Below are 26,969 nucleotides of genomic sequence, written 5' to 3' on the forward strand. Positions count from 1 at the left end.
GAGTCTCCGTGTCGCTACCACCCCTGGTCGAGCCGGCTGCCGAGCTCACCGTCGACGAGGTCCGCCGGTATTCGCGCCACCTGATCATCCCGGACTTCGGGATGAGCGGGCAGAAGCGCCTGAAGAACGCCAAGGTCCTCTGTGTGGGCGCCGGCGGCCTCGGTTCGCCGGCACTGCTGTACCTGGCCGCGGCCGGCGTCGGCACGCTCGGCATCGTCGAGTTCGACACCGTCGACGAGTCGAACCTGCAGCGCCAGATCATCCACGGCCAGTCGGACATCGGTAAGTCCAAGGCGCAGTCCGCCAAGGAGTCCGTGCTCGAGGCGAACCCGTACGTGAACGTCGTCCTGCACGAGGAGCGCCTCGAAGCGGACAACGTGATGGAGCTGTTCGCCCAGTACGACCTGATCGTCGACGGCACCGACAACTTCGCGACCCGGTACCTCGTCAACGACGCGTGCGTGCTGCTCAACAAGCCGTACGTGTGGGGCTCGATCTACCGCTTCGACGGCCAGGCCTCGGTCTTCTGGGCCGAGCACGGCCCCTGCTACCGCTGCCTGTACCCGGAGCCCCCGCCGCCCGGCATGGTCCCGTCCTGCGCCGAGGGCGGCGTGCTCGGCGTCCTGTGCGCGTCGATCGGGTCGGTCCAGGTCAACGAGGCCATCAAGATGCTCACCGGCATGGGCGACCCGCTGCTCGGCCGGCTGATGATCTACGACGCCCTCGAGATGACGTACCGCCAGGTCAAGGTCCGCAAGGACCCCGAGTGCGCGGTCTGCGGCAAGAACCCGACGGTCACCGAGCTCATCGACTACGAGGCCTTCTGCGGCGTCGTCTCCGAGGAGGCCCAGGAGGCCGCCGCGGGCTCGACCATCACTCCGCGGCAGCTCAAGGAGTGGATGGACGCCGACGAGAACATCTACGTCATCGACGTCCGCGAGCCCAACGAGTACGAGATCGTCTCGATCCCGGGCGCGGTGCTGATCCCCAAGGGCGAGTTCCTGATGGGCGGCGCCCTGGAGTCCATGCCGCAGGACAAGCGCATCGTCCTGCACTGCAAGACGGGCGTCCGCTCCGCCGAGGTCCTCGCCGTCCTGAAGTCGGCCGGCTTCCAGGACGCGGTCCACGTCGGCGGCGGCGTCATCGGCTGGGTCAACCAGATCGAGCCGGAGAAGCCCGTCTACTGACGGCCCCGCTGAAGTGTTTCCGGGCCCTCCCCGTCCTGTGACGGGGAGGGCCCGGTCGCGTTTCGGAAGGGTTTTGTGCAGGCCTGCGGGGGTCTCGAAAAACCCGATGGATGGCGTCGGTTCCGGTCGCTAGTGTGCGGGCGCCGGTCACGCGTGGTCCGGCTCGATCCTTGGGGGACTCTTGCGACTTCACACTTCGAGACGAGGCGCGCGCCGCGGCGTCGTGGCCGCGGCCGTGTCGGCGGCGTTCGTGGCGGGCATCGCCGGTGCGGGCCCGGCGGGGGCCGACCCGGTCGTCGTACCGGTTCCGACCGACCCGGCGTCCGCGCCCGCCTTGCCGTGCACCGCGACCGCGCCGCTGCCGCAACTGGGGCTCACCTTCACCCTGACGCTGACCGCCCGCCTCGCGGCACCCGCGTCCGGCACCGCGGCCGCGCACTTCCGCATCACGCCGTTCGGCAAGACCGAGCCTGTGGTGGCCGAGACGACCACAGGCGGCTGGTACGGAGGCCAGTACAACGCGCAGTTCGCGCGAGACGTGCTGGAGGACGGCAAGCGCTACCAGTGGTCGGTCCGCGCCGAGCAGGCCGACGGCGTATCCGAGTGGAGCTCTCCCTGCGGGTTCCGGACCGACTTCACACCACCGCCGATGCCTGCGGTGGCGTCGACCGTCTACCCGCCCGACGGCGTCGGCCTGCCGGCGCGCACGCCCGGGGAGTTCACGTTCAGTGCGGGCGGCAGCCCCGACGTCGTGGCCTACGAATACGCCCTCAACAGCGTGATCCCGGTCGGAGGTGCCGCGTCCGTCAAAGCGGGCGGTGCCGACCACACCGCGACAGTGACGCTCAAGCCCAACAACTGGGGCACGAACGTGCTCCGCGTGCAGGCGGTGGACCGGGCCGGCAACCGCTCGTACGAAACCGTGTACTCGTTCCAGGCGGGATCCTCCACGGGCCCGGACAAGCCCGGGGACTTCGACGGGGACGGGGTTCCCGATCTGCTGACCGTGCAGAGCGACGGCTCTCTGTCGCTGCGCGTCGGCCAGGCAGGGGGCGGATTCGCGGCTCCCGTGCCGCTGGCGGGAGTCCGGCTCCCCGACCCGGACGAACCGCTTCCGCCGCAGGAGCTGCTGCGCGGGCTCGGGGCGACCCGCGGTCCGTACCAGGACATCGTGCTCGTGCGGAACGGCGGCGTCGACGTCTATCGGGGCAACGGCCTCGGCGGAACCGACGGGGACGTCTACCAGGGGCGCCCGCAAGAGATCGGCGACCCGGTCGCCGGTGAGCACATGGTCTCCGTCGGGGACGGCGACGGTGACGGCAAGCCCGAGGTGATCCTGCAGAGCGGCGACCGTCTCTGGTATCAGGACAACATCTCTCTGTGGAGCTACGAGCCGCCCGTCCTGCTCGCGGACACCGGTTGGGCGAACCGCACGATCGCCGCTGCGGGCGACGTCACCGGTGACGGTGTCCCCGACCTGTGGGTTCGGGACACCGTGACGGGTTCGCTCGACCTCGCGCCCGGCGAGGTGGACAACCCCGCGGCATGGGCGGATTCGTCGAAGTGGGTCCAGGTCGCGGCCAAGGGCTGGACGGCCGCCGCTCGGCCGCTGCTCGTCTCCGCCGGGGACGGGAACGGCGACGGACGGCCCGACCTCTGGGCGACGAACGCGAACGGCGGGCTGCTGCTGTACCCGACGTCGGCCGACGGCACGCTCGGGGCGCCGACCCGCGTCGGCGGCGGCTGGAGCGGCGTGGTCGCGGTCGGCTGATCCGAGGTACGTCGAAGGGCCCGGCACTCCCCACGGGGTGCCGGGCCCTTCCGCGTCAGATCGCCTGTTTGCGTTGGAGGAAGGCGAAGGCCAGCCAGCCGGGGAGCACCGGGAGCCAGAAGGTGAGGAAGCGGAAGAGGAGGACCGCGGCGGTGGCGGTTTCGATGGGGAGTTTGGCGGTGGTGGTGAGGCCGGCGATGAGGGCGGCCTCGATGGCGCCGATGCCGCCGGGGACGGGGGCGGCGGAGCCGATCGCGTTGCCGGCGAGGAAGACGACGGCGATGGCGGCGAAGCTGGTGGCGCCGCCGAAGGCGCGGACGCAGGCGTCCAGGCAGACGATGAAGGACAGGGTCAGCATCACCGTGCCGCCCAGGCCCGCGGCGAGCTTGTTGGGCGTCTGGAGGACGTCCAGGAGACGCGGCACGATGCCGGAGAACAGCGCGCCGAGCCGTTTGACGATGAAGCGCCGCAGTTGCGGCACGGCCATCACCAGCAGGGTGCCGAGGGCGAGGACGAGCAGGCCCGCGATGACCGCGCCGGACGGGGCGAAGGAGGGGGTCTGCTCGGTGCCGGCGATGTAGCCGAAGAAGACCAGCAGGCCGATGTGGAAGACGAGGCCGCCGAGCTGCGAGACGCCGATGCTCGCGGCCGCGAGGGCCGGCGGGACGCCGGCCTTCTGCAGGTAGCGGGCGTTGAGCGCGACGCCGCTGACGGCGGCCGGCATGACGAGCTTCACGAACGAGCCGGCCAGCTGCACGACGGTGGTGCGCCACACGGACAGCCGTTCGGGGACGAAGCCGAGCAGCATGAGCGCGGCGGCGACGTAGCTGAGCGCGGAGGCGACGAACCCGATGGCGGCCCAGCCCCAATTGGCGCTGGCGAAGATGTCGCCGAGCTTGATCTGGGTGAGCTGCGAGAGCAGGAAGTAGCCGGCGAACGCGCTCGCGAGGACGGTGACGAGGGTGCGCGGCCGGATGCGTTCGAGGCGGATCGGCTCGGCCTCGGCGCGCGGCCGCAGTTCGAGGATCTGCTCGCGGATGCGGGAGAGCAGGCCCTGCTGCTTGCGCAGCGCGGCGCGCGTGTTGCGGCTGAGCGCGACCTTCTGGAGCAGCGGCAGGGACGCGGCGACGGCGTCGACGCCGAGGCCCTGGGTGGCGGTGCGGACCGAGCGTTCCTCGCCGACGCGCAGCGCGACGGCGGTCAGCAGCTGCGCGGTGTCGATGCGCAGTGACAGGTCGCCGGACGCGATCTCGCCCGCGCGCAGGTCGATCAGCCACGGCAGGCCCTGGTCGTCGATGACGAAGCTGCCGCCGCCGAGCCGCCGGTGGGTGAGCCGGTGGGCCTGCATGAGGGCGATCTGCCGCCAGATGCCGACGAGGAGCTCGTCGGTGATCTCGTCGTCGTCGAGCGCGTCGAGGAGCCGCCCGGGGATGTGCGCGTACGCCAGCAGGGCGGCGTCGGAGCCGACCTCGGTGGTGGCGACCAGGCGCGGGGTGCGCACGCCCGCGTCGGCGGCCGCGTACGCCATCAGGGACTCCTGCTCGAGCGCGCGGCGCAGCGACAGGAAGGTCCGGCGCGCGGTCGTCACACGCAGCCGGACGCGGCGGTAGAAGCGGTAGACGGCGCCGGACGTCTGCTGGTCGCGGTCGAGGACGGTGACGTCGAGGAGCTGGTCGTCGGTCAGCCGGACGGCGTAGCGGCGCGAGTCGTCCGGCCCGTCGTCGGTGCGTACGGCGGACGCGGCGACCAGCCCGAAGCGGCCGAGCGCGGCCACCACCGCTCCGGCGGGCGGGCGCCGGTTGGGCACGCCGACCGCGTACATCGTGGCGTAGGCGATGGTGCGGCCGAGCAGCACGCTGGTGAGCAGCGCGAGCGGCGTGGTGTAGCCGCCGACGAGGACGGTGGCGGCGTTGAGGGCGAGCAGCGTCCAGACCAGGGCCTGCCACTTGGGGCGGCGCACGAGGCCGACGGCGGTGATGTAGGCGACGATCGGCGCGAGGTAGCCGTGCACCGGGTCGGTGAGGCCGCCGCCCTGCAACGGGCGGGTGAGCGCGGCCTCCAGCGCGTCCGGGCCGGGCCCGGTCACCCACCAGTCGAGGCCGAGCGCGGCGGCGTAGGTGAGGGCGGCGGCGATGACGCCGTCGGCGACCCGCAGGCCGTCGCGGCGCAGCAGCCGCTCGACGCCGTACGCGACCGGCACGACCAGCACGGCGACCGCGAAGACGCCGCCGGACAGGTTGAGGATCAGCCGCGGCAGGCTGGTCTGCGCGCCGCGGACGATGTCCGACTCCAGCCCCGAGGTGGTCTCCGTGGCGATGCTCGCCAAGACGAAGATCAACACGAGCGCGAGCAGGCCGAAGAGCACCCGCAGCAGGTCGCTGGAACGGTGCACGCGCGCCGGTTGCGAGGGCTCGACGACGAGGGCGCGCCCGGTGTCGGGGGCACCCACGGGAGACGTCTCCTCTTGGTCTCGAATCACCAGTCACCGCCGCCTCGATGGTGGCACGGACAGGCGGGCGACGACGGATCGAAGGGGTCGCGTCTGGCACGATGCGGGACGTGACTCTGCCCACGCCCGTCGCCGAACGTGTGCTCGACCTGGTCGCCCGCATCCCCCCTGGACGGGTGATGGCGTACGGCGACATCGCCGCCTACTTCACGGACCTCGCCGACGAGGCCGCCGAGGCGGGCCCCGACGCCGGGCTCGGCGACCCGAAGGAGCTGCGGCTGGGGCCGCGGCAGGTCGGCCGCGTCATGTCGCACTTCGGCGGCGGCGTCCCGTGGTGGCGTGTGCTGCGCGCGGACGGCACGCACGCGCCGGGTCTCGAGGTGGAGGGCGTCGCGCGCCTGCGGGCCGAGGGCACGCCGATGCGCGCGGGCGGCACCAAGGTCGACATGGCGAAGGCGCGCTGGGACGGCGTCGAGCGGGACGAGCCCGGCGGAGACGGCGCGGGCGCGGAGGACGGCGCCGACGTGTCCTAGGCCGGGGGAGAGCCGGGCGCGGCGCGCTGCGGCCGGCACCGACTCGGTGGTTCGCCGGACGCGCACCGGGACGGGAGGGCACAGTGGGGGACCTGCCGTCGCGCCGCGAGGCACGGCTGTGCCCGACGTGGCGCGGGGGTCCCGTGTGATCTCATGGTGCCAGGCCGCGCCCTGCCGACCGGGGCGCGGCTCCCCCGCCTGCCGTACCGACTCGATGACCCTCTCCACTTCTCCCCGTTCCCGGCCCTGCTCCTCGTCCCCGCAACCGCCCGCCGCCCTGCCGCACCCGCACCCGGCTTCCCCGTAAGGCCCCGAGCCATGACGACCGCGACCTCCGCGTACCGCTTGCGGCGTACCGACGTGCGTCCGCAGGCGGTACTGACGCTCGACGAGCGTCAGCGTGCCGTCGTCGCGCACGCGGGCGGGCCGCTGCTGGTGCTCGCCGGACCCGGTACGGGAAAGACAACCACCCTGGTCGAGGCGGTCGCCGACCGGGTCGCCCGGGGGATGCTTCCCGAGGAGATCCTGGTTCTCACCTTCAGCCGGAAAGCGGCGGGGGAGCTGCGCGACCGTATCGCGACCCGGCTGCGGTCCGGCGGCGGCGCGACGGACGAGGGGACGAAATCAGCCGTACCGGAACGTCCCGGCGGCGGCGCGATGCCTACGGCGACGACGTTCCACTCGTTCTGCTACGCCCTCGTGCGGCAGTACCAGCCGGCGGAGCTGTTCACTTACCCGCTGCGGCTGCTGTCCGGGCCCGAGCAGGACGTGTTCGTGCGCGAGCTGCTCGCCGGGCAGGCCGAGTACGGCACCGTGCGGTGGCCCACCGAGCTGCGTGCCGCCCTCGGCACCCGCGGGTTCGCCGACGAGGTCCGGGCCGTCGCGGCGCGCGCCCGCGAGCTGGGCCTGGACCCGGAGACGCTCGCCCGGTTCGCCGCCGCGAACGACCGGCGGGACTGGGCGGCCGCCGCCGAGTTCCTCGCCGAGTACCTCGACGTCCTGGACGCGCAGGGCGTCGTCGACTATGCCGAGCTGGTGCACCGCGCGGTGATACTCGCCGAGCGGCCGGAGGTCGCCGACGAGCTGCGCCGCCGCTACAAGGCGGTGTTCGTCGACGAGTACCAGGACACCGACGCCGCGCAGGTGCGGCTGCTGCGGGCACTCGCGGGCGACGGGCGGGACCTGGTCGCGGTCGGCGACCCCGACCAGTCGATCTACGCGTTCCGGGGCGCGGACGTGAACGGCATCCTCGACTTCCGGCACCGCTTTCCCCGACGCGACGGGAACCCGGCCGAAACGATCGTGCTCCGCACGTCACGGCGCGCCGGGGCGGGGCTGCTGCGGGCGTCGCGCGAGATCGCCAAGCGGATGCCGCTGGCGCGGCTGGCGGCGGCCGACGCGATGGCCCACCGCGACCTGACCGCGGAGCTGACGGGCGAGGACGACCCGAGCCGCGTCCAGGTCTTCACCTACCCGACGCCGGGCGCCGAACTGGACAACATCGCCGACATCCTGCGCCGCGCCCACCTCGAGGACGACGTGCCGTGGGGCGAGATGGCCGTTCTCGTGCGCTCCGGCGCCCGTTCCATCCCGGCCATCCGCCGCGCCCTGTCGGTGGCGGGCGTGCCCCTCGAGATCGCCGGCGACGAACTCCCCCTGGCCGCCGAACAGGCCGTCACCCCGCTGCTGACCGCCCTACGCGTCGCCGCCGACCCCACGGCCCTCGACGAGGACACGGCACGCATGCTGCTGCTGTCCCCGATAGGAGGCCTCGACTCCGCCGACCTGCGCGTGCTGGGCCGAGCCCTGCGCGCCGAAGAACGCGCCGTCTCCGAGGCCGAGGCCCAACTCGACGAGCACAGGGCCGACGGGGCGGCCGAGGAGACGCAACGCGACGCCGGCGCGCGTGCGGCGGAGGGTGAGGGCCTAGGTCTCGCCGAGGCTCAGCCGGGGACCGCTGGGCAGGGCGCCTCCGGCATTTCCGGCGCGGGCGGGCCCGGTGCGGGCTCCGGTCCGTCCGGGGCCGGCGGCACTGCTGGTCCCGCGTTGGCGCGGGCGATTGCGCGGCCGTCTGCTGAGCTCATAAGGGATGCCCTCGCCCATCCCGAGCAGCTTGTGGCCGTCGAGGCGCAGATCGGCGCCGGGGCGTATCGGCTCGGGCGGCTGATCGGCAAGGCGCGGGCGGTGTTGGAGGACGGTGGGACGGCCGAGGCGGCGTTGTGGGAGCTGTGGCACGGGACACCGTGGCCGGCGCGGCTGGAGCGGGCGGTGTTGCGTGGCGGGGCGGCCGGGCGGAACGCGGACCGGGACCTGGACGCGGTGGTCGCGTTGTTCGAGGTCGCGGCGCGGGCCGAGGAGCGGGCCGGGCACCGGGGTGCGCTGAACTTCCTGGACGAGCTGACCGCGCAGCAGATCCCGGGCGACCGGCTGGACGACAAGGCGGTGCGCGGCGAGTCGGTGCGGTTGTTGACCGCGCACCGGTCGAAGGGCCTGCAGTGGCGGCTGGTCGTGGTGGCCGGGGTGCAGGAGGGCCTGTGGCCGGACCTGCGGCGGCGCGGCTCGCTGCTGGAGGCGGACCGGATCGGTGCGGACGGGCTCGCCGAGCCGTTGTCGCCGGGGGCGTTGCTCGCGGAGGAGCGGCGGCTGTTCTACGTGGCGGCCACGCGCGCGCGGGAGCGGCTCGTGGTGACGGCGGTGAAGTCGGCGTACGACGACGGCGACCAGCCCTCCCGCTTCCTCGACGAGGTGGGCGGCGAGGAGGCCGGCGTCGAGCGGGCCGACATCACGTCGCGGCCGCGCCGCGCGTTGTCGACGTCGGCGCTGGTGGCGGAGCTGCGGTCGGCGGCGGTCGACCCGAAGGCGTCGCGCGCGGTGCAGTTGGCGGCGGCGCGGCGGCTGGCGCGGTTGGCGTCGCTGCGGGACGAGGACGGATATCCGCTCGTGCCCGCCGCGCACCCGGAGCGCTGGTGGGGCCTGGTGGAGCCGACCGACCCGGGGGTCCCGGTGCGCGATCCGCGGGTGCCGGTGAAGCTGTCGGGCAGCGCGGTGGAGAAGGTCGACACCTGCGCGTTGAACTGGTTCCTGGGCCGTGAGGTGCGGGCCGAGTCGGCGCGTTCGGCGGCGCTCGGGTTCGGGAACGTGGTGCACGCGTTGGCGGACGAGGTCGGCACGGGTGCGACGGCGGCCGAACTGCCGGTGCTGATGGACCGGTTGGACCGGGTGTGGGACGCGCTGGCGTTCGACGCGCCGTGGCAGTCGGACCAGCAGAAGGAGGAGGCGCGGACGGCGCTGGAGCGCTTCCTCGCCTGGCACACGCACGAGCGGCACCGCGTGGTCGCGGCGACCGAGCACGAGTTCGAGGTGAGCCTGACCGCGGGTGAGCACCGCATCGTGATCCGGGGGTCGATGGACCGGGTCGAGCGGGGCGCGGACGGCTTGGCGTACGTTGTGGACTTCAAGACGGGCAAGGGCAAGCCGACCAAGCAGGACGTCGCCGAGCACCCGCAGCTGGCGGTGTATCAGCTGGCGGTCGAGGGCGGCGCGTTGGACGACGTGCCGGCGTTCGGCGGGGCGCGCCCGCGGTCGGGCGGGGCCGAGCTGGTGCAGCTGCGGCACCGGGCGGGTGCGGCGGCGGAGGTGGCCGCGCTGCCGCTCGTCCAGGAGCAGGGCACGCCGGTGCCGGACGAGGAGGGCCGCACGTGGGTGTCGGCGCTGCTGGCGGACGTCGCGGGCCGGATCCTCGGGGAGCGTTTCACGCCGCACACCGGATCGCACTGCGACCGCTGCGAGTTCCGCAGGTGCTGCAGTGCGCGCAGTGAGGGCCGTACGGTCGTCGAGTAGCCGGCCGCCTCGCGGTCGGGCCCACGCGTTGGCCGAATCTTTGCCCTTGACATACTTGCGGCCTCGCGATCACGCAGGCCATAGGGGGATTCCGTGAAGAAGCACCGTCTTTTCGCCGCTGTGTCCGTCGCGGCCCTCGCCATCGCCACGCTGGGCGCGTGCGGCGACGACGGCGACGGGGGAGCCGACAACACCAAGACGGAGGCCAAGGCGCTCGCGGAGCAGGCCGTCGCGGTCATGAAGACCCAGGAGTTCATCAAGCTCTCCGCGAAGGGCACCGACGAGAACGGCAAGCCGCAGACCATGTCGGGCTGCGCCGGCTTCAAGGCCAAGACGCTCAAGGCCACCGTCGACACCGGCGGCGGCAAGATGGACGTCATGATGGTCGGCGGCGCGCAGTACACCAAGGCCGACGGTGCGGGCTGGCTGACGCTGCTCGGCACGGACGAGGACCCCGCGACGGCCGAGAAGGTCGCCAAGGTCGCCGCCGGCAGGTACCTCAAGTCGACGTCCGAGGGCGACGACGACGAGATCGGCTCCTTCTTCGCCGACGGCACGGACGGCTACACCAAGGGTCAGCCGGCGAAGTTCGCCAGCACCGACGTCGTCCCGCTGACCAAGGAGAAGGACGGCGCGAAGCAGACCTACTACATCGCAGCCAAGGGCAAGCCGTACATCGTCGGCAAGCTCAAGGAGCAGACCGACTCCAAGGACCGCGAGGAGACGACCTTCACGCGCACCGAGGACAAGTGCGAGGTGACCGCGCCGGCCGCCGACAAGACCATGACGCAGCAGGAGTTCACGGCACAGCTGAAGGCCGCGGGCGTCAAGTGACTGTTCCACAAGGGAGTTCCGTGCGCATGCGCCGAATAGCCGCCCCGTCCGCCGCGATCCTCGCCGTCGCGCTGCTCGCCGCCTGCACGGGCGGGGAGGCGAAGGACAACACGAAGACCGACGCCAAGACGCTCGCCGACCAGGCGGTCGCGACGATGAAGGCCGAGGAGTTCCTCAAGCTCAGCGGCAAGTCCGTCGAGGAGGACGGCACGGCGGTGAACCTGCAGGGCTGCGTCGCCGAGAAGATCCAGGGCGGCCACGCCACCGGCTCGGGCGGCGGCGGCAAGGTCGAGATGATCCAGCTCGGCAAGGACCAGTACATCAAGGCCGACGGGGGCTACTGGGCCAACGCGTCGGGCCAGGGCAACAAGCCCGAGGTGGTCGCCGCGTTCGACAAGGCGCTGAACGGCAGGTTCGTCACGAGCACGGACGACAACGGCTTCCAGGACTTCTTCGACGGCGGCACCGACGGCGTCGTCAAGGGCGCGCCGACGGAGTACGCGGGCCAGAAGGTGATCCCCCTGGTCAAGGAGGAGGACAAGAAGAAGACCACGCTCTACGTGATGTCGCGCGGCAAGCCGTTCATCGTGGCCAAGGTCGAGGAGCACTCCGACAGCAAGAAGCGCCAGGAGACGACCTACCAGCGCACGGAGGACAAGTGCGACGTCGTCGCGCCGCCCAAGGACAAGACGATGACCGAGGACGAGTTCGAGAAGGCGCTCTCCGCGGCGACCGACAACTCGACCAAGGACGCCCAGACGCTGGTCTCCGAGTCGTCCGAGCACATGAAGCAGTACGACTCGGTGCAGGAGAACGGCGGCGGCAAGGACACCACCGGCTCCGCCATCACCCTGGACGGCTGCGAGACGCCGTCGGGGGACGGGCACTCCAAGGTGACCAGCGACGGCGAGCCGATCGACAACATGACGGTGGACGGCTCGACGTACTTCAAGGGCAGCAAGGCGTTCTGGGTCACGCAGATGAAGCGCGCCGGCAAGACGGACCGCGAGGCGGACCTCGTCGGCCGCGTGCTCGGCGGCAAGTACCTGCGCAGTGAAGGCGCGGACGCCCAGGCGCAGTCGATGACCTACCCGGCGATGTTCACGAGCGGCAAGGGCGTCACCAAGGGCTCGACGGTCACGTTCAACGGCCAGAAGGCGATCCCGTTGGTGCTGAGCGTCACCGGGCAGACCCGCACGTACTTCGTGGCGGCCAACGGCAAGCCCGAAGTCCTGGGGCTGCGCGAGGAGTTCGCCAACAACGGCGGGCGTGTCGAGATCACGTTCAAGGTGACCGGCGAGCCGTGCTCGCTCAAGGCGCCGTCGGCGAGCGAGTACCTGACGCAGTCGCAGTACCAGGACGCGCTGAAGGCGGAGGCGCAGAAGGGCTGACCCGGTCCTCGGCGGTCGCGGGCTACCAATGGTGACTGTCCGTCAGATGCTTGACAGGGTCGGGATACTGGGCGCGCGATACGCCCACGACGAGCCCTGGCCGCTCCCGCGGCCGGGGCTCGCCGTCCGTCCTGGGAGTACCCGAGGAGCAACCGTGCGCCTGCCTGTCACCCGCCTTTCCGTCTCGGCGGCCGCCGCCGTGCTCGCCTTCGGGGCCCTGACCGCGTGCGGCGGCGGCGACGCCTCGGACGCCTCGGTCGACGGCAAGAGCAACCCCAGCGCGCCGGGCGGCAAGGCCCCCGGGCCCGGCCAGGTGCTGCCCGGCAAGTCGTCCGGAGCACCCGACGCGCGCCCGCCCGCCGAACTCAGCGGCCGCGAACTCGCGGATCGCGCGGTGCAGTTGATGGCCGCGACCTCGTACACCCTGACCGGCAAGATCGGTGCCGGCGGGGACGCGGCGACCGTGACGATCAAGGTCAACAAGCAGCGCGACGCGATCCAGACGGTCGCCCGGCCCGACATGACGCAGGAGCTGATCCGCGTCGGCGGGACCGTGTACGCCAACATCGAGTCCGTCGTCGGCCCCACGCCCGGCGCGACCCTGCCGCCGAGCCTGCGCGGCACCTACCTCAAGACCGACGGCGGCCAGCTCGACCCCAAGCTCGTCGACCCGTTCGCCGGCACCTTCACGGCCGGCTCGGGTGAGGTCGCCAAGGGCGACGTCGTCCAGGTCGACGGCAAGGGCGTGTGGCCTGTGTCGGTCAAGTCGGCGGACGGCGCGACCACGACGATGTACGTGATGGCGGCCGGCGACCCGTACCCGATCAAGCTGACCGTCAGCGGCGGCGACCCGCTCGACCTCAAGGTCAGCGACTTCGGCGCCGACGTGACGGTCAACGCGCCCGGCGCGGCCCAGGTGATCGACCAGGCGACGCTGCAGCAGCGGATGACGCAGGGCGGCTGAACCCGGTGCCCGCGTGCCGGGAGGGGCGCGCGGGGCCGGAGCGGCGGCGGCCCGGCGGCGTCCGCGGAGTGTAGGGCCGCGGTGAGCGCGGCCGGGCCGCAACCGGCTTGATGCGGATGTTGTCCTCAGTTGCGTCTACCCTTGCGCCGGTGCGATCGGCTCATCCCCAACCCCACCTGATCCGGGACCCGGACGACCTGGTGCGTGTCCTGGGCGTCCCGTACACGCCTGAGCAGATCGCCGCGATCACCGCACCGCTCGAGCCGGGCGTCATCGTCGCCGGCGCCGGCTCCGGCAAGACCACCGTGATGACCGCGCGCGTGGTGTGGCTGGTCGGCTCCGGGCGGGTGCGGCCCGACCAGGTGCTCGGCCTGACGTTCACCAACAAGGCCGCGGGGGAGCTCGCCGAACGCGTCCGGAAGGCGCTGCGCAAGCTGTGGCCCGACCCGGTGCCGCCCGGGCTGTTCGGCGGGCCCGACGCCCCCGCAGGCAACGGCGTGCCCGGCGACGGGGACCCCGACCTCGGCGAGCCGACGATCTCCACGTACCACGCCTTCGCCGGGCGCCTCCTCTCCGAACACGGCCTGCGCATCGGCCTCGAACCCTCCGCGCGGCTGCTCGCCGACGCCACCCGCTTCCAGCTCGCCGCCCGCACCGCGCGCCGCGCCCCCGGGCCGTTCCCGACGCTGACCAAGCCGCTCGCCTCGATCACCGCCGACGTCCTCGCGCTCAGCGGCGAACTCGCCGAGCACCTCGTGGCGCCCGACCGGCTCCGCGCCTTCGACGAGGACCTCATCGCCCGCGTCGAGGCCATGCCGCGCCCCGGCGCCGGCGACAAGGCCAAGGCCGCCGCGGCCGCGCGCACCCGCCTCGACCTGCTGCGCCTGGTCACCGACTACACCGCCGCCCGGCGGCACCGCGACCTGCTGGACTTCGGCGACCAGATCGCCTACGCGGCGCAGCTGGCCGAGACCCGGCCCGAGGTCGGGGTGATCCTGCGCGACACCTACCGCGTCGTGCTCCTCGACGAGTACCAGGACACCTCGGTGGCGCAACGCCGCCTGCTGTCCGGGCTCTTCGGCGTGCCGTACGGCGTCGACCCGGAGACTCCGGAACTGGTGGGACGCGGCCACCCCGTCACCGCGGTCGGCGACCCGTGCCAGGCCATCTACGGCTGGCGCGGCGCGTCCGTCGCGAACCTCGACGACTTCCCGAGGCACTTCCCCCGCCCCGACGGCAGCCCCGCGCACCGGTTCGCGCTCGCCGAGAACCGGCGCAGCGGCGGCCGACTGCTCGCGTTCGCCAACGGACTCGCCGAGCCGCTGCGCGCGATGCACGAGGGCGTCGAGGCGCTGCGGCCCGCCGACGGCGCCGAGGGCGAGGGCTGGGCGCGGTGCGCGCTGCTCGCCACGCAGGACGGCGAGATCGCGTGGATGGCCGACCAGGTGCAGCAGGTCATCGGCACGCGGTTCAAGCCCGACGGCGAACTGATCGCGCCCGGCGACGTCGCCGTCCTGGCCCGCACCGCCGCCGAGTTCCCCGAGATCCACAAGGCGCTCGTCGAACGCGACATCCCCGTCGAGGTCGTCGGGCTGTCCGGGCTGCTGCACCTGCCCGAGGTCGCCGACCTCGTCGCGACCTGCGAGGTCCTCGACGACCCCACGGCCAACGCCGCCCTGGTGCGGCTCCTCGTCGGGCCGCGCTGGCGCATCGGGCACCGCGACCTCGCGCTGCTCGGGCGGCGCGCCGCCGAACTCGTGCGGTTCGACCGCGGGGTGGCAGACGGGCCCGACGCGCGGCTCGCCGAAGCCGTCGCGGGCGTCGACCCGACCGAGGTCGTGTCGCTGTCCGACGCCGTCGCCGACCCGGGCGAGGAGTACCCGTTCTCCCGCGAGGCGCGCGTGCGGTTCGCGCGGCTCTCCGCCGAGATACGGGAGCTGCGGCGGCACCTGGGCGAACCGCTCATGGACGTGCTTCACCGGGTGCTCGCGGTCACCGGTCTCGAGGTCGAGCTGTCCGCGTCGCCGAACGCGCTCGCGGCCCGCCGGCGCGAGACGCTGCACGCGTTCCTCGACGTGGCCGCCGGGTTCGCCGACCTGGACGGCGACCCGTCGCTGACCGCATTTCTGGCGTTCCTGCGCACCGCGATCGAGCACGACCGGGGGCTCGACGGCAGCCTGCCGAGCGAGGGCGACTCGGTGAAGGTGCTGACGGCGCACAAGTCCAAGGGCCTGGAGTGGTCCGTCGTCGCCGTGCCGGGGCTCGTGACGGGGGTGTTCCCGAGCGAGCAGCCGCAGTCGAAGTGGACGCGCAGCGGCAGCACCCTGCCGCACGCGCTCCGCGGTGACGCCGACGGCCTGCCGGACCTGACGGGGCTCGGGCCCAAGGACTTCGCGGCGTTCGACGACGGGATGCGGCGGCACAAGGAGGTCGAGGAGCTGCGGCTCGGGTACGTGACGTTCACCCGGCCGAAGGACCTGCTGATCGCCTCCGGCCACTGGTGGGGCCGCACCCAGAAGAAGCCGCGCGGCCCGTCGGCCTTCCTGAGCGCGCTCGCCGACCACTGCGAGGCCGGCCACGGCGAGGTCGCCACCTGGGCCGTCGAACCCGACGAGGCCGAGAACCCGCACCTGACCAGCGCCGTCGAACAGGTGTGGCCGCTCCCGCTCGACAGCGCCGCCCTGGAGGAACGCCGCCGCGCAGCCCGCGACGTCGCCGAGGCCCTGGCCCGCATCGACGGCACGGCACGCATCGACGGCACGGCACGCACGACGGCCACCGCCCACCCGGACCCGGCCCCGGACCCTGGCCCCTTCGTCGACGCGCCGGACGACCACGGCCAGCTCCCCCTGTTCTCCGAGGAGCCCCCGGAGGACTTCGACGACCTCCCGCCGCCGCCCGACGACGAATACCCGTGGGACAGCGACGGCGAATACGCGACGGCCCCGGGCGCGGACTGGCCGACGGAGCCGGAGGCGGACGACGACGTCCACCCCGGGGGCGCGGAGCGGTCCGCTTCCGCCGAGCACGTGGACGCGCCGGGTGCCGGCGCTCCTGGGCATGGCTCGTCCGGCCGGTCGTCCGGCGGCGGGTATCCGTTCGACGACGACGACTCGCTCGCCATAGCGCCCGGGTTCGAGGCCGACGAGGACCACCTCGGGCCCGTCGACCTCGAGCTCGTCGAGTCGTGGGACCACGACCTCGACCGGCTCGTCGAGGAGCTGGCGCGGGGGCGGGGCGGCGTGCGTGAGGTCGAGTTGCCGGCGTCGCTGTCCGCGTCGCAGGTGCTGCGGCTGGCGTCGGACCCGAACGGCCTCGCGCGCGAGCTCGCGCGGCCGATGCCGCGGCCGCCCGCGCCGGCCGCGCGGCGGGGGACGCGGTTCCACGCGTGGATCGAGTCGCAGTTCGGCGAGCGCCCGCTGCTCGAGCCGGACGACCTGCCCGGAGCGGCCGACGAGGAGATCACCGACGAGGCGGACCTGGTCGAGCTGCAGGAGGCCTTCCTGCGCACGCCCTACGCACAGCGCGCGCCGTACCGCATAGAGCAGCCGTTCCAGCTGGTCGTCGGCGGCCGGGTGGTGCGCGGCCGGATCGACGCCGTCTACCGGGACCGGGACGGCGTGTTCGAGGTCGTGGACTGGAAGACCAGCCGCAGCTTCAACGCCGACCCGCTCCAGCTGGCGGTCTACCGGCTGGCGTGGGCGGAGCTCATGGACGTGCCGGTCGAGGACGTCGTGGCGTCGTTCGTCTATGTGCGCACGGGTCAGGTCGTCCGGCCGCGGGGCCTGCCGGGCCGGCCGGGGATCGAGCGGGTGCTCGCGGGGTCGGACGGCCCGGTCGAGGGGTGACGGGCGCGCCCGTCGCTCGGATCGTGGCCCGCCGGTCGGATCGTGGCCCGTCGCTCGGATCGTGGCCCGCCGGTCGGATCGTGGCCCGGTGGCCCGGTGGCCCGGTGGCCCGGTGGCCCGGTGGCCCGGTGGCCCGGTGGCCCGGTGGCCCGGTGGCCCGGTGCGGCCGGTGGCCCGGTGGCCCGGTGGCCCGGTGCGGCCGGTGCGGCCGGTGCGGTTTCGGCGGGTTTTATCGCGGTTTGACGCGGCCTCCGGCTGACTGGGGCGTCGCGGGTCGGCGATGAAACGGGCCAATCCGCATCGGACCGTGACATTCGAGGTACTAGCCCCCGATGGGAACGACCACGCCGGACCGCACCCCGCCGCGCCCCGCCGAGGGCGCGCCGGGGCGTGCCGCGCTGCTGTCGGCCGCGCAGTGGCTGCTGCGCCTGCTGCCCGTCGGCGTGATCGTGATCGTCGTCGTGATCGGCTTCGCGACGCCGCCAGAGGTGCACGTCGGGCCGCTGCTGGCGGTCGCGCCCGCGCTGGCCGGCCTGACCCGAGGCTCGCCGCGCACGCCGCTCCTGGTCGGTCTGCTGGCCGCGCTCGCCATGATCTTCCTGACCGCCGCGGGCGAGACCAGCGGCACCGGGGAGCCGTTCGTGACGCTGCTGTCGATCTTCCTCGTGTCGCTGACCGGCTGGGCGGGCGTGCTGGTGCGCCGCCGCCAGGAACGCACGCTCGAGGACGTCCGCAGCGTCGCCGAGGCCGCCCAGCAGGTGCTGCTCAGCCCGGTGCCGCGGCGGATCGGGCCGGTGCGGGTCGGCGTGCGGTACCGCGCGGCGGCCGCCGAGGCGCGGATCGGCGGCGACCTGTACGAGGTGATCCTGACCCCGCACGGTGTGCGCGCCGTGGTCGGCGACGTGCGCGGCAAGGGCCTCGGCGCGGTGCAGACGGCGGCGGCCGTGCTGGGCGCGTTCCGCGAGGCGGCGTACGAGGAACCCGGACTGCCCGGCGTGGTGCGCCGGATCGGGGCGAGCATGAGCCGGCGCCTGGAGGAGAACGTCGAGGAGTTCGTGACCCTGGTGCTCGTCGGCTTCCCGCCGCAGGGGGGCGTGCAGGTGGTCAACTGCGGGCACCCGGCGCCGCTGCTGCTCCGGTCGGCCCGTGCCGAGTTCATGGAGCCGCCGTCTCCGGTGCCGCCGCTCGGCATCGTCGACCCGGACCTGTTCGAGATCCCGGTCCTGGCGGTGCCGGTGCTGCCGGGGGACCGGGTGCTGCTGTACACCGACGGCATCGTGGAGGCCCGGGACCGGCACGGCGTGTTCTACCCGCTGCTCGACCGCGCGCCCGACAGCCTCGACGGCGTCGAGGACACCCTCGACCGGCTGGAGGCCGACGTCGAGCGGCACGTCGGGCAGCCGTTGGAGGACGACGCGGCGATGGTGCTGATGATGTACGCGCCGGCCGGGGACACCCACGAAGCCGGTTCGCTGCCGCAGGTGCGCACGCGCGAGATGTGAGGCCTCAGAGCTCCAGTTCGACGACCAGCGCGCAGTGGTCGGAGACGCCCATGCGCACGGTCTCGGTCCGGCGCACCGCGTCGGGTCCGACGCCGTGGCCGAAGACGTGGTCGAACTGCACGCGCGGCCGGTACGACGGATAGGTCGGCACACGGGCCAGCGAGCGCCAGCGCACCCGGTGGCGGCGTGGCCGCGACGTGTCGCCCCGGTTGCGGCGGCCGACGACCGCCTGCGGGATCCGGCCGGGCAGGTTGAAGTCGCCGAGCAGCAGCTGCGGCTGCGGCAGGTCGGCCGTCGAGCGGCCGATGCGCGACAGCTGCGACACGTTCCAGCCGGGTACGAACGACAGGTGCGCGGCGAGCACCGTCAGCGGCCCCGACGGCGCCTCGACGACGGCCGCGAGCACCGAGCGCGGTTCGTCCGGCACCCGCGTCAGGCCCGGGCGGCCTTGGACCCGCAGCGGCAGGCTGACGGGCGCGGCCGGGAAACGCCGGGCCCGCCACTGCCGCACCGGCAGTCGGGACAGTAAGGCGATCCCGTACGACGGTCCGCCGGCGCCGACCTGCTCGGGCCCGTACACGTTCCGCTCGGGCCCGACCGGATCCGGCAGCCACCCCGACACCGGCGCCGGGACCCCGTGCACCGCCGCCAGGAACCGCCAGTCGTGCGCCCCGACCGCCCGCGCCGCGACCGCCGCCTGGTCGGCCCCCGAGGACCGCTCCTGGTGCCGGTCCACCTCCTGCAGCGCCACGATGTCCGCGTCGAGCTTCCCGAGCGCCTCGGCAAGTCGACGCGGCCCTGCCGTGCCGTCGTCGAGGGCCATGCCGTGCAGCAGGTTGAACGTGGCGACGCGCAGGACCGTCATGCACCGACCGTACGCCGCGCCGCAGCCCGACGCGGGAAACTCCGCGCGGACTGTGGACAGCCCCGCACACCGCCCTGCCTGGAGGGGCCTGCGTCCCGCCCCGCTTGTGGACAGCCCCGCACACCGCCCCTGCCTGTGGACAGCGGTCGACACAGTTCCGCATCGCTCTGATAGGACGTAACCGAACGATCGAACGACGACAGGGGTGTAGCGGTGGGCGATCACGATTCCGGTCTGGCCCTGACCCGGGCCGTGCACGACCGGGCGGCGGAGCACCGGCTCGACGAGGCGTGGTTGGCCGCGGCGTGGACCGCTCCCGAGTCGCGGGTTCTGGTCGTCGAGCGCGGCAACGTGCACTGGACCGACGCGGGCGGGCCCGCCCTCGTGCTGGTCGCCCCGCGGGACGCCCCCGACGGCGAGCGCTACTTCCTCGGCGTCGACCCCGACGGAACCGCCTACTTCGCGGTGTCCGCCGACGCGCTGCCCGAGCGCCCCGACGCGCAGACCGGGCACCTGTACACCCTCGGCTCGGTGCTCGGCGAGCGCGACGCGGGTTTGTTGGTCCACGCGTTCGGGCTGGAGAACTGGCACCGGACGCACGGCTTCTGCGCGCGCTGCGGGCAGCCCAGCGAGGCGGTCGCGGCCGGCCACGTCCGCAAGTGCACGGTGTGCGGCACCGAGCACTTCCCGCGCACCGACCCGGCGGTGATCATGCTGGTCGTCGACCCGGCGGGGCGTGCGCTGCTGGGCCGCCAGCCGTCCTGGCCGGAGAAGATGTTCTCCACGCTGGCCGGGTTCGTCGAGCCGGGCGAGTCGCTGCGCCAGGCCGTCGTGCGCGAGGTCGCCGAGGAGGCCGGCGTGCGCGTCGCGGACGTGACGTACGTCGACAGCCAGCCGTGGCCGTTCCCGTCCAGCCTGATGCTCGGCTTCCACGCCACCTCGGTCGACGACCACATAGACGTCGACGGCACCGAGATCGCCGAGGCCCGCTGGTTCACCCGCGACGAGCTGCGCGCCGCCACCGAGGCCGGCGAGGTCAAACTGCCCGGCCCGATCTCCATCTCCCGGCACCTGATCGAGCTCTGGTACGGCGAGAAGTTCCCGGAGGACGTGACGGGGACCATCCGCCGGAACTGACCGACCGGGACATGGCGCGGCCCCGGCGCCGACGGCGAAGCCGTCCGGCACCGGGGCCGAGGTCATCGTGCGGGGAGCACCCCCGCGGCGCGGATCAGGCCGCGGCCTCCGAGACGGCGTCGCGCACCTGCGCGAGGCTCGGGTTGGTGGCCACCCACTGGATCTCGCCGCCGACCGTCACGACCACGGTCGGGACGGTCTGGTTGCCGCCGTTGACGCTCATGACGTACTCGGCCGCCGAGGCGTCCTTCTCGATGTCGATCTCGTCGTAGGCCAGGCCCTCGCGCTCCATCTGGCTCTTGAGGCGGCGGCAGTACCCGCACCACGGGGTGCTGTACATCGTCACGGTGGCCGACATCCGGCAGTCTCCTTCGCTGGGTCCGCGTCCGGGCCGGCCGACCCGGTCGATACGTCGGGGCCCACGCGAGTCGTCAACGTACGGCACCCCGGCGTTTCTTCCACAGGCCGGGGCACCTGTGGACAACGTCACTCGCGTGACGGTGGGTCCTGAGAGGATGGGCCGGTGATCGACCAGTACGGGCCCGCACCCACCGCCGACGAGATCCTCGACGCCCTCGACCCCGAGCAGCGTCGCGTCGCCAAGTCGGTGGACGGCGCCGTCTGCGTGCTCGCGGGCGCCGGCACGGGCAAGACCAGGGCGATCACCCACCGCATCGCGTACGGCGCGCTGACCGGCGTCATGCAGCCCACCCAGACCCTGGCGGTCACCTTCACCGCGCGCGCCGCGGGGGAGATGCGCGGGCGGCTGCGCCAGCTGGGCGTCTCCGGTGTGCAGGCCCGCACCTTCCACTCCGCCGCGCTGCGCCAGCTCCAGTTCTTCTGGCCCCGCACCTACGGGGCGGACGCGCCGAGGCTGGCCGAGAGCAAGATCGCGCTCGTGGCGGAGGCGGCGCACCACTGCCGGCTGCGTGCCGACCGCACCGAGCTGCGCGACCTGACCAGCGAGATCGAGTGGGCCAAGGCCACCCAGACCGCGCCGGACGACTACCCGGCGCAGGTCACCTCGACCGGCCGCAAGCCGCCGCGCGACGCGGCGGAGGTGGCGCGCGTCTACGCGGCGTACGAGAAGGTCAAGGCCGGCCGCGGCCAGATGGACTTCGAGGACGTCCTGCTGCTCACCGTCGGGCTGCTCGACGAGCGGATCGAGGTCCGCGAGCAGGTGCAGGCGCAGTACCGGCACTTCACCGTCGACGAGTACCAGGACGTCAACCCGCTCCAGCAGCGCCTGCTCGACCTGTGGTCGGGCAGTGCGCGCAGCCTGTGCGTGGTGGGCGACGCGAGCCAGACCATCTACTCCTTCACCGGCGCCACCCCCGCGTTCCTGCTCGGGTTCCGCCACCGGCACCGTGACGCCGAGGTCGTCGAGCTGGTGCGCGACTACCGGTCGACCCCGCAGGTGGTGAACCTCGCGAACCGGCTGCTCACGCACGCCACCGGCGAGGCCGCCAAGCACCGCCTGGAGCTGGTGTCGCAGCGCGACGCGGGGCCCGAGCCCGAGTTCACCGAGTACCCGGACGAGCCGGCCGAGGCCGAGGGCGTCGCCCGGCGCGTCAAGGCGCTGCTCGCCAAGGGCGTGCGGGCCGCCGAGATCGCCGTGCTGTTCCGCACCAACTCGCAGTCGGAGAGTTACGAGCAGGCGCTCGCCGACCTCGGGGTGCCCTATGTGCTGCGTGGCGCGGAGCGGTTCTTCGAGCGGCCCGAGGTGCGGCAGGCAGCGGTCCTGCTGCGCGGCGCCGCGCGTTCCGCGGGGGACGGCTCAGGAGGCGGCCTGGCCGCCGAGGTCGGCGCGGTGCTGGCCTCCGGGGGGTGGGCCCCGGAGCCGCCGACCGGCTCGGGCCAGGTCCGCGAGCGGTGGGAGTCGCTGGCGGCGCTGGTGCGCCTCGCCGAGGACTTCGCCGCCGGGCGGCCCGGCGCGACCCTCCAGGACTTCGTCGACGAGCTGGCCGAGCGGGCCAACGCGCAGCACGCGCCGACCGTCGAGGGCGTCACCCTGGCCTCGCTGCACGCCGCCAAGGGCCTGGAGTGGGACGCGGTGTTCCTGGTCGGCCTCACCGAGGGCATGATGCCGATCACCTACGCCGACACCGACGAGAAGGTCGAAGAGGAGCGGCGGCTGCTCTATGTGGGCATCACCCGGGCCCGCGAGCACCTCGCGCTGTCCTGGGCGCTCGCGCGTTCGCCGGGGGGCCGTTCGGGGCGTCGCCCGTCCCGCTTCCTCGACGGCCTGCGCGGCGCCGGCTCGTCCCGGTCGGATCGCACGCCGCGGGGCCGCTCCGGTGTGCCGGGGGAGCCGCGGGAGAAGCGTACGAAGTCAGGCCCGGTGCGCTGCCGGGTGTGCGGGCGCGGGCTCACCGAGGCCGCCGAGCGCAAGCTCGGCCGCTGCCTGGACTGCCCGTCGAACCTGGACGAGGCGCTGTTCGAGCGGCTGCGGGACTGGCGGGTCGACCGGGCGAAGGAGCTCGGCCAGCCGGCGTACTGCGTGTTCACCGACGCCACACTCACCGCGATCGCCGAGGCGCAGCCGACCTCGGTCAACCAGCTCGCCGGGATCTCGGGCGTCGGCCGCGCCAAGCTCGACAAGTACGGTGCGGCGGTGCTCGCGCTGGTCGCCGGGCGCGAGCCCGAGGACGGCACGGAGCCGCCCGAGCCGGACGACGACCTGTTCGCCGCCCCGGACGAGCCGTCGGCGGACGAGGTGCCGCCGCCCCCGCCGGGCGACGACCTGTGGGAACTGGAAGCACCCTGAAGAAGGGCTGAACCGGACCGCGCCGCGATCCGTGTGAAGGATGTGCGAGGGTTCTCGGCGGGGGCGTGGTCCAGACCACACAAGCCCGCGCCCGGAGGCCTTCCAGGGGTCGGTTTTCCTGGATTTTCCGCGGATTTCCGGCGTCCGACGAGGGACTTCCCTCAGGTAACGCGGAACACGTGGAAAATAGTTTGCGCTCCTCTCGGGAACGCATCTAACCTCACGAGCACGGTCAACGTGTTGACCGTGCTCGGTCGTGAGGCCGAGCAGCACCACGCAAGACTGTCCGTCTGTTCTCCGGAACCGCCCAGCCGGCGGCGCCCCGAGACCTCCGTGGAAGGGAGGCGAACGTTGTGACCACCAACCGCAAACTCGCAGTTGCAGCCACTGCTGTCGCGCCCTCCGCGATGTCGGTGCGCTCTGCTGAGCTGGTGTCGCTCAAGCCTGCCCTGCGCCTGCGTCGTAATGGCGGCAGGACCCTCTCCCTGGCCTATGCCGGGACCGATGCCCGCGTGATTTCCCAGGACTCCCGTGTCTTGGGCCTCGAAGGCGGCTTCGGTCTGGCGTCCAACGTCGAGCCGGGTTGGCAGGGCAGCGAGCGTACGAGTGTCATCACGAGCGATGCGCGACCGTCGGTCGCAACGTTCGTGGCGGCATGTGAGCAGCAGCAGGTCGAGGACATGACCCCGGTCATGGGCTCCACCGGATTTGCCGGTATGCACGGGTACCCGTCCTGGAGGACGCGAACCTGACGAAAAGTCAGGTCGGCACCTCCAGGGCCGCGGAACCCGTAATCACCGGGATCCGCGGCCCTTGTCTTTGCCCTGAACCAGCCGGCAGGGACGCGTCCACCAGGACCGCGAACCGACGACACCAAGTGGCAGCGATGCCCGCCGAGTTCACCACGAGGAGCACCACGTGCCGTTCGACAAGCCCCCCACCGCTTCTGCTCTAGCCGTACCTGTACCGGAGGTAGACCTGATGACTCTGACCGCGTTCGACGACATCGACGCCGTTGAGGGCACGATCCCGTGCCGTAGCTACGACCCCGAGGTGTTCTTCGCCGAGTCGCCGGCCGACGTCGAGTACGCGAAGGCCCTCTGCGGCGAGTGCCCGGTCCGCGCCGCGTGCCTGCAGGGCGCCCTCGAGCGCCGCGAGCCGTGGGGTGTCTGGGGTGGCGAGCTGTTCATCCAGGGTGTCGTCGTGGCCCGCAAGCGGCCGCGTGGCCGTCCGCGCAAGACGGAGGTCGCCGCGTGAACCCCGCCGACCTTCCGCGTACCGCGTCCGCCCGCCGACCCCGCACCGCCAGCCAGGAACCCATGAGCGCCGATCAGCCGACCACCGACTTCACCGCAACTCCCATCCTGAACAGGAGCCGTGACATGCATCTTCTCCATGAAGCTCTGGCAAGAGCCCAGATGGAGGAACGACTACGCGAGGCCGACCTGCAGCGCAGGGCCGTCCACGTCCGCGCCGCGCAGAAGATGAAGCGCCGGGCGGAGATGGCGTCGCTGCGGGCCCGCAGGGCGCTGGCCCTCGCGGTCATGCAGTAGCCGCCGCGCACCGCGTTGGCCGAACGAGCAGTACCGCACGACAACTTCACAGCAGCTCAGCACGTCAGCACAGCAGAGGTGGCCAGGCAGGACAGCCGTGCAGTGGACGTACCGTGCAGAAGACGACGAGGGCGGGCATCCCGTGGAGGATGCCCGCCCTTGGGCGTTCGTGCCGTGAGGTGCCGTCAGGTTCCGGCCGGGGCGTCGCCGTCGCCGGTCTCCGGTTCCTCGAACTCGGCGTACTCGCCGTAGCCTTCGTACTCTTCCTCGTCCTCGACCTCGTACTCCAGCTCGGCGAACCCCGGGAGCCAGCACTCCAGTTCCTCGCGGAACGGCACCTCGGCGTTGAGCTGGCACAGCACGCCGATCGTGCTGAGCGTGACGCGGTGGATCAGCAGGTAGTTCGGCGGCAGGTTGAGCTGCCGGGCCATCGCCGACGCCGGGTTGCGCGGGTCGCCGATCCGGGCGCCCTGGACGCGCATCCACGCGCGGGTGAAGCGGAACCGGTCGACCTGCGCCGGCTCGACCATCGGCAGCAGGTAGTCGAGCACCTCCTGCGCGTCGAGCTTGATCGACGGCTTGATGAAGCCCTCGGTGCGCAGCACCTCCATGACGCCGTCGGCCTCGTTGTCGAGCGCCAGGCGCATCGCGGTGCCGATCGGCTCCGGGAGGCCGTCCGGCAGCCGGTTGACGGTGCCGAAGTCCAGGACGCCGAGCCGCCCGTCCGGCAGCAGCCGGAAGTTGCCCGGGTGCGAGTCGGCGTGCAGCATGCCGGTGCGCACCGGGCCCGAGAACAGGAAGCGCACCAGCAGGTGGCCCGCCTGGTCGCGCTCCTCGGGCGTGCCCTTCTCGATGATCTTCGACAGCGGCGTGCCGGTCATCCACTCCGTGACGAGCACCCGCTCGGCCTGGAAGACGACGTGCGGCACGAAGATGTCCGGGTCGTCGGCGAACTCCTCGGCGTGCGCCTGCTGCGACTCGGCCTCCAGCTGGTAGTCCAGCTCCTCGGCGACGCGCGCCTTCAGCTCGGAGATCAGGGGCTTCACGTCGATGCCGGGGATCAGCGCGCCGGCGAACCGCGCGACGTGCCCCAGCTGGTTCAGGTCGGAGATCAGCGCGTCGCCCGCACCCGGGTACTGGATCTTGACGGCCACCTCGCGGCCGTCGTGCCACACCGCGCGGTGCACCTGGCCGATCGACGCGGCCGCGGCCGGCTTGTCGTCGAACTCCTGGAAGAGCTCGCGCCAGTCCGCGCCCAGGTTCTCGGCGAGTGCCTTGTGCACGGTGCGCACGGGCATCGGCGGTGCCGCGTCCTGCAGCTTGGTGAGCGCGGCACGGTACGGGCCGGCCACCTCTTCGGGCAGCGCGGCCTCGAAGACGGACAGCGCCTGCCCGAGCTTCATCGCGCCGCCCTTGAGCTCGCCCAGCACCTTGAACATCTGCTGTGCGGTGCGCTGCTGAAGCTCGGCCGCCACGATTTCGGCGGGCCGACCTCCTATCCGTCTCCCGAGTCCCAGCGTGGCCCTGCCCGCGACCCCGAGGGGTAGCGAGGCGAGCTTGGCCGTCCGGGTCACTGCCCTGCGCGGAAGATCGCTCACACTTGCCATTGTGGCGGACGCTCCGGCCTGTCACGCGGGACGCCGCGAATCAAACGGGGCCGCCCGGTCGTACGGCGCCGGGGCGGGCCGCCCGACGGCGGCGTGAGCGCCGCAGCCGCAGTCCGGATGCGGGTCCCACGTGCGGCGCCGCACCGCGCCGTACGGCAGCGTGAGCTCCAGCACACCGCCGACCGCGGCCGGCCGGTCGCCGTCCAGGTGCGCCAGCAGGTGCAGCGCGGCGTGCGCGGCGACGGCGGTGGCGAGCACCGTGTCGCACGCCTGCGCCGCGCCGCCGGACCGCCCGGGCCCCGGGGCCGCCAGCTGGGCGAGCAGCCGGGGCCACGCCGGGTCCCGGTCGGCGCGGGCCAGGTCCAGGCAGTGGGCGCACGGCGTGCGCCCGGGCAGCACCAGAGGCCCCACGAGGCCGGTGGTTTCCCGCACGTCCGCGAACAGGTGCGGTACGCCGCGCGCCGTCAGCCGCCGCGCGAGCCCGGGATCGGGGTGGCCCTCGGGCACCACCAGCGCCACGTCGGGCAGCGGACGCGTCGCCGGCCGGACACAGCGGGTGGCGGGCGCGGCGCGCCGGACCGCCTCGCGCGCGGCGGTCTCGCGGCGCTTGCGCTCGCCGTCCCATACGGGCCCGGCCGGGGTGGCGTCGGTCAGGCCGAACAGCCGGCGGTCGCGGACCTCGACCGTGCCGACGCCCGCGGCGGCCAGCAGCGCGGCCGCC

19 protein-coding genes are annotated in these 26,969 nt (G+C 73.2%); 14 read left to right on the forward strand and 5 right to left on the reverse strand.

The genetic code is table 11. The annotated features are described in order from the left end of the window. Positions 1-8 precede the first annotated feature (8 nt). Both moeZ and QI554_RS33300 read left to right on the forward strand, forming a co-directional pair. Positions 9-1,187, forward strand: a complete 1,179-nt coding sequence (gene moeZ, locus QI554_RS33295; protein WP_281475455.1) for an adenylyltransferase/sulfurtransferase MoeZ — start codon at positions 9-11, stop codon at positions 1,185-1,187. Positions 1,188-1,410: 223 nt separating this feature from the next. Beyond that, on the forward strand, positions 1,411-2,958 hold the full coding sequence (locus QI554_RS33300) for an FG-GAP repeat domain-containing protein (RefSeq protein ID WP_281475457.1): 1,548 nt from the start codon (positions 1,411-1,413) through the stop codon (positions 2,956-2,958). 55 nt (positions 2,959-3,013) lie between these two features. On the opposite strand, the gene QI554_RS33305 is transcribed toward QI554_RS33300, so the two are convergent. Further along, positions 3,014-5,407, reverse strand: coding sequence for a lysylphosphatidylglycerol synthase transmembrane domain-containing protein (locus QI554_RS33305; RefSeq protein WP_281475459.1), 2,394 nt, complete (start codon positions 5,405-5,407; stop codon positions 3,014-3,016). A gap of 101 nt (positions 5,408-5,508) precedes the next feature. Between QI554_RS33305 and QI554_RS33310 the strand changes: the two genes are divergently transcribed. The 7 genes from QI554_RS33310 (at position 5,509) to QI554_RS33340 (ending at position 18,319) form a co-directional block, all read left to right on the forward strand. Then, positions 5,509-5,940: an MGMT family protein gene (locus tag QI554_RS33310; protein WP_425528096.1), complete on the forward strand. Its 432-nt coding sequence runs from the start codon at positions 5,509-5,511 to the stop codon at positions 5,938-5,940. Between the two features lie 318 nt (positions 5,941-6,258). Then, positions 6,259-9,780 carry an ATP-dependent helicase gene (locus QI554_RS33315; protein WP_281475463.1) on the forward strand — a complete coding sequence of 1,174 codons (3,522 nt, stop codon included), beginning with the start codon at positions 6,259-6,261 and terminating at the stop codon, positions 9,778-9,780. Between the two features lie 93 nt (positions 9,781-9,873). Next, on the forward strand, positions 9,874-10,614 hold the full coding sequence (locus tag QI554_RS33320) for a hypothetical protein (RefSeq protein WP_281475465.1): 741 nt from the start codon (positions 9,874-9,876) through the stop codon (positions 10,612-10,614). 26 nt (positions 10,615-10,640) lie between these two features. Next, positions 10,641-12,005, forward strand: a complete 1,365-nt coding sequence (locus QI554_RS33325; protein WP_281475467.1) for a hypothetical protein — start codon at positions 10,641-10,643, stop codon at positions 12,003-12,005. Between the two features lie 154 nt (positions 12,006-12,159). Next, positions 12,160-12,969, forward strand: coding sequence for a hypothetical protein (locus QI554_RS33330; RefSeq protein WP_281475469.1), 810 nt, complete (start codon positions 12,160-12,162; stop codon positions 12,967-12,969). A 149-nt stretch (positions 12,970-13,118) separates the two neighbouring features. Beyond that, positions 13,119-16,817 (forward strand): ATP-dependent DNA helicase, encoded by a 3,699-nt coding sequence (locus QI554_RS33335; RefSeq protein ID WP_281475471.1) that lies wholly within the window; start codon positions 13,119-13,121, stop codon positions 16,815-16,817. A 332-nt stretch (positions 16,818-17,149) separates the two neighbouring features. After that, positions 17,150-18,319: a PP2C family protein-serine/threonine phosphatase gene (locus QI554_RS33340; RefSeq protein WP_281475473.1), complete on the forward strand. Its 1,170-nt coding sequence runs from the start codon at positions 17,150-17,152 to the stop codon at positions 18,317-18,319. A 4-nt stretch (positions 18,320-18,323) separates the two neighbouring features. On the opposite strand, the gene QI554_RS33345 is transcribed toward QI554_RS33340, so the two are convergent. Beyond that, positions 18,324-19,184, reverse strand: coding sequence for an endonuclease/exonuclease/phosphatase family protein (locus QI554_RS33345; protein WP_281475475.1), 861 nt, complete (start codon positions 19,182-19,184; stop codon positions 18,324-18,326). A 213-nt stretch (positions 19,185-19,397) separates the two neighbouring features. On the opposite strand from QI554_RS33345, the gene nudC reads away from it, so the two are divergent. Then, entirely contained in the window at positions 19,398-20,321 is a 924-nt protein-coding gene (nudC, locus tag QI554_RS33350; RefSeq protein WP_281475477.1) for an NAD(+) diphosphatase, read from the forward strand. A 94-nt stretch (positions 20,322-20,415) separates the two neighbouring features. Here the strand turns inward: nudC and QI554_RS33355 are convergent, their stop codons facing one another. Further along, on the reverse strand, positions 20,416-20,679 hold the full coding sequence (locus tag QI554_RS33355; RefSeq protein ID WP_281475479.1) for a mycoredoxin: 264 nt from the start codon (positions 20,677-20,679) through the stop codon (positions 20,416-20,418). 165 nt (positions 20,680-20,844) lie between these two features. On the opposite strand from QI554_RS33355, the gene QI554_RS33360 reads away from it, so the two are divergent. The 4 genes from QI554_RS33360 to QI554_RS33375 all read left to right on the forward strand — a co-directional run bounded on the left by QI554_RS33360 (position 20,845) and on the right by QI554_RS33375 (position 24,641). After that, the gene (locus QI554_RS33360) at positions 20,845-23,088 is read left to right on the forward strand and encodes an ATP-dependent DNA helicase UvrD2 (RefSeq protein ID WP_281475481.1); all 2,244 of its coding nucleotides are present in this window, start codon (positions 20,845-20,847) and stop codon (positions 23,086-23,088) included. A 353-nt stretch (positions 23,089-23,441) separates the two neighbouring features. Next, positions 23,442-23,840, forward strand: coding sequence for a hypothetical protein (locus QI554_RS33365; RefSeq protein ID WP_281475482.1), 399 nt, complete (start codon positions 23,442-23,444; stop codon positions 23,838-23,840). A gap of 166 nt (positions 23,841-24,006) precedes the next feature. Continuing rightward, positions 24,007-24,345, forward strand: a complete 339-nt coding sequence (locus QI554_RS33370) for a WhiB family transcriptional regulator (protein WP_281475483.1) — start codon at positions 24,007-24,009, stop codon at positions 24,343-24,345. A gap of 62 nt (positions 24,346-24,407) precedes the next feature. Continuing rightward, positions 24,408-24,641 carry a hypothetical protein gene (locus tag QI554_RS33375; RefSeq protein ID WP_425528097.1) on the forward strand — a complete coding sequence of 78 codons (234 nt, stop codon included), beginning with the start codon at positions 24,408-24,410 and terminating at the stop codon, positions 24,639-24,641. A 185-nt stretch (positions 24,642-24,826) separates the two neighbouring features. On the opposite strand, the gene QI554_RS33380 is transcribed toward QI554_RS33375, so the two are convergent. Further along, positions 24,827-26,239, reverse strand: a complete 1,413-nt coding sequence (locus QI554_RS33380) for an ABC1 kinase family protein (protein ID WP_281475484.1) — start codon at positions 26,237-26,239, stop codon at positions 24,827-24,829. Positions 26,240-26,269: 30 nt separating this feature from the next. Beyond that, positions 26,270-26,969: TOMM precursor leader peptide-binding protein (locus tag QI554_RS33385; protein ID WP_281475485.1), on the reverse strand; the 700-nt coding region annotated here is incomplete at its 5' end.

This window comes from Yinghuangia seranimata (genome assembly GCF_029953285.1).
GTDB classification, from domain to species: domain Bacteria; phylum Actinomycetota; class Actinomycetes; order Streptomycetales; family Streptomycetaceae; genus Yinghuangia; species Yinghuangia seranimata.

Bases quoted from the DNA above. Each gene is read 5' to 3' on its own strand.
- QI554_RS33310 (WP_425528096.1), top strand. From the start codon at position 5,509: ATGCGGGACGTGACTCTGCCCACGCCCGTCGCCGAACGTGTGCTCGAC.
- QI554_RS33315 (WP_281475463.1), top strand. From the start codon at position 6,259: ATGACGACCGCGACCTCCGCGTACCGCTTGCGGCGTACCGACGTGCGT.
- QI554_RS33325 (WP_281475467.1), top strand. From the start codon at position 10,641: ATGCGCCGAATAGCCGCCCCGTCCGCCGCGATCCTCGCCGTCGCGCTG.
- QI554_RS33340 (WP_281475473.1), top strand. From the start codon at position 17,150: ATGGGAACGACCACGCCGGACCGCACCCCGCCGCGCCCCGCCGAGGGC.
- QI554_RS33345 (WP_281475475.1), bottom strand. From the start codon at position 19,184: ATGACGGTCCTGCGCGTCGCCACGTTCAACCTGCTGCACGGCATGGCC.
- QI554_RS33355 (WP_281475479.1), bottom strand. From the start codon at position 20,679: ATGTCGGCCACCGTGACGATGTACAGCACCCCGTGGTGCGGGTACTGC.
- QI554_RS33375 (WP_425528097.1), top strand. From the start codon at position 24,408: ATGAGCGCCGATCAGCCGACCACCGACTTCACCGCAACTCCCATCCTG.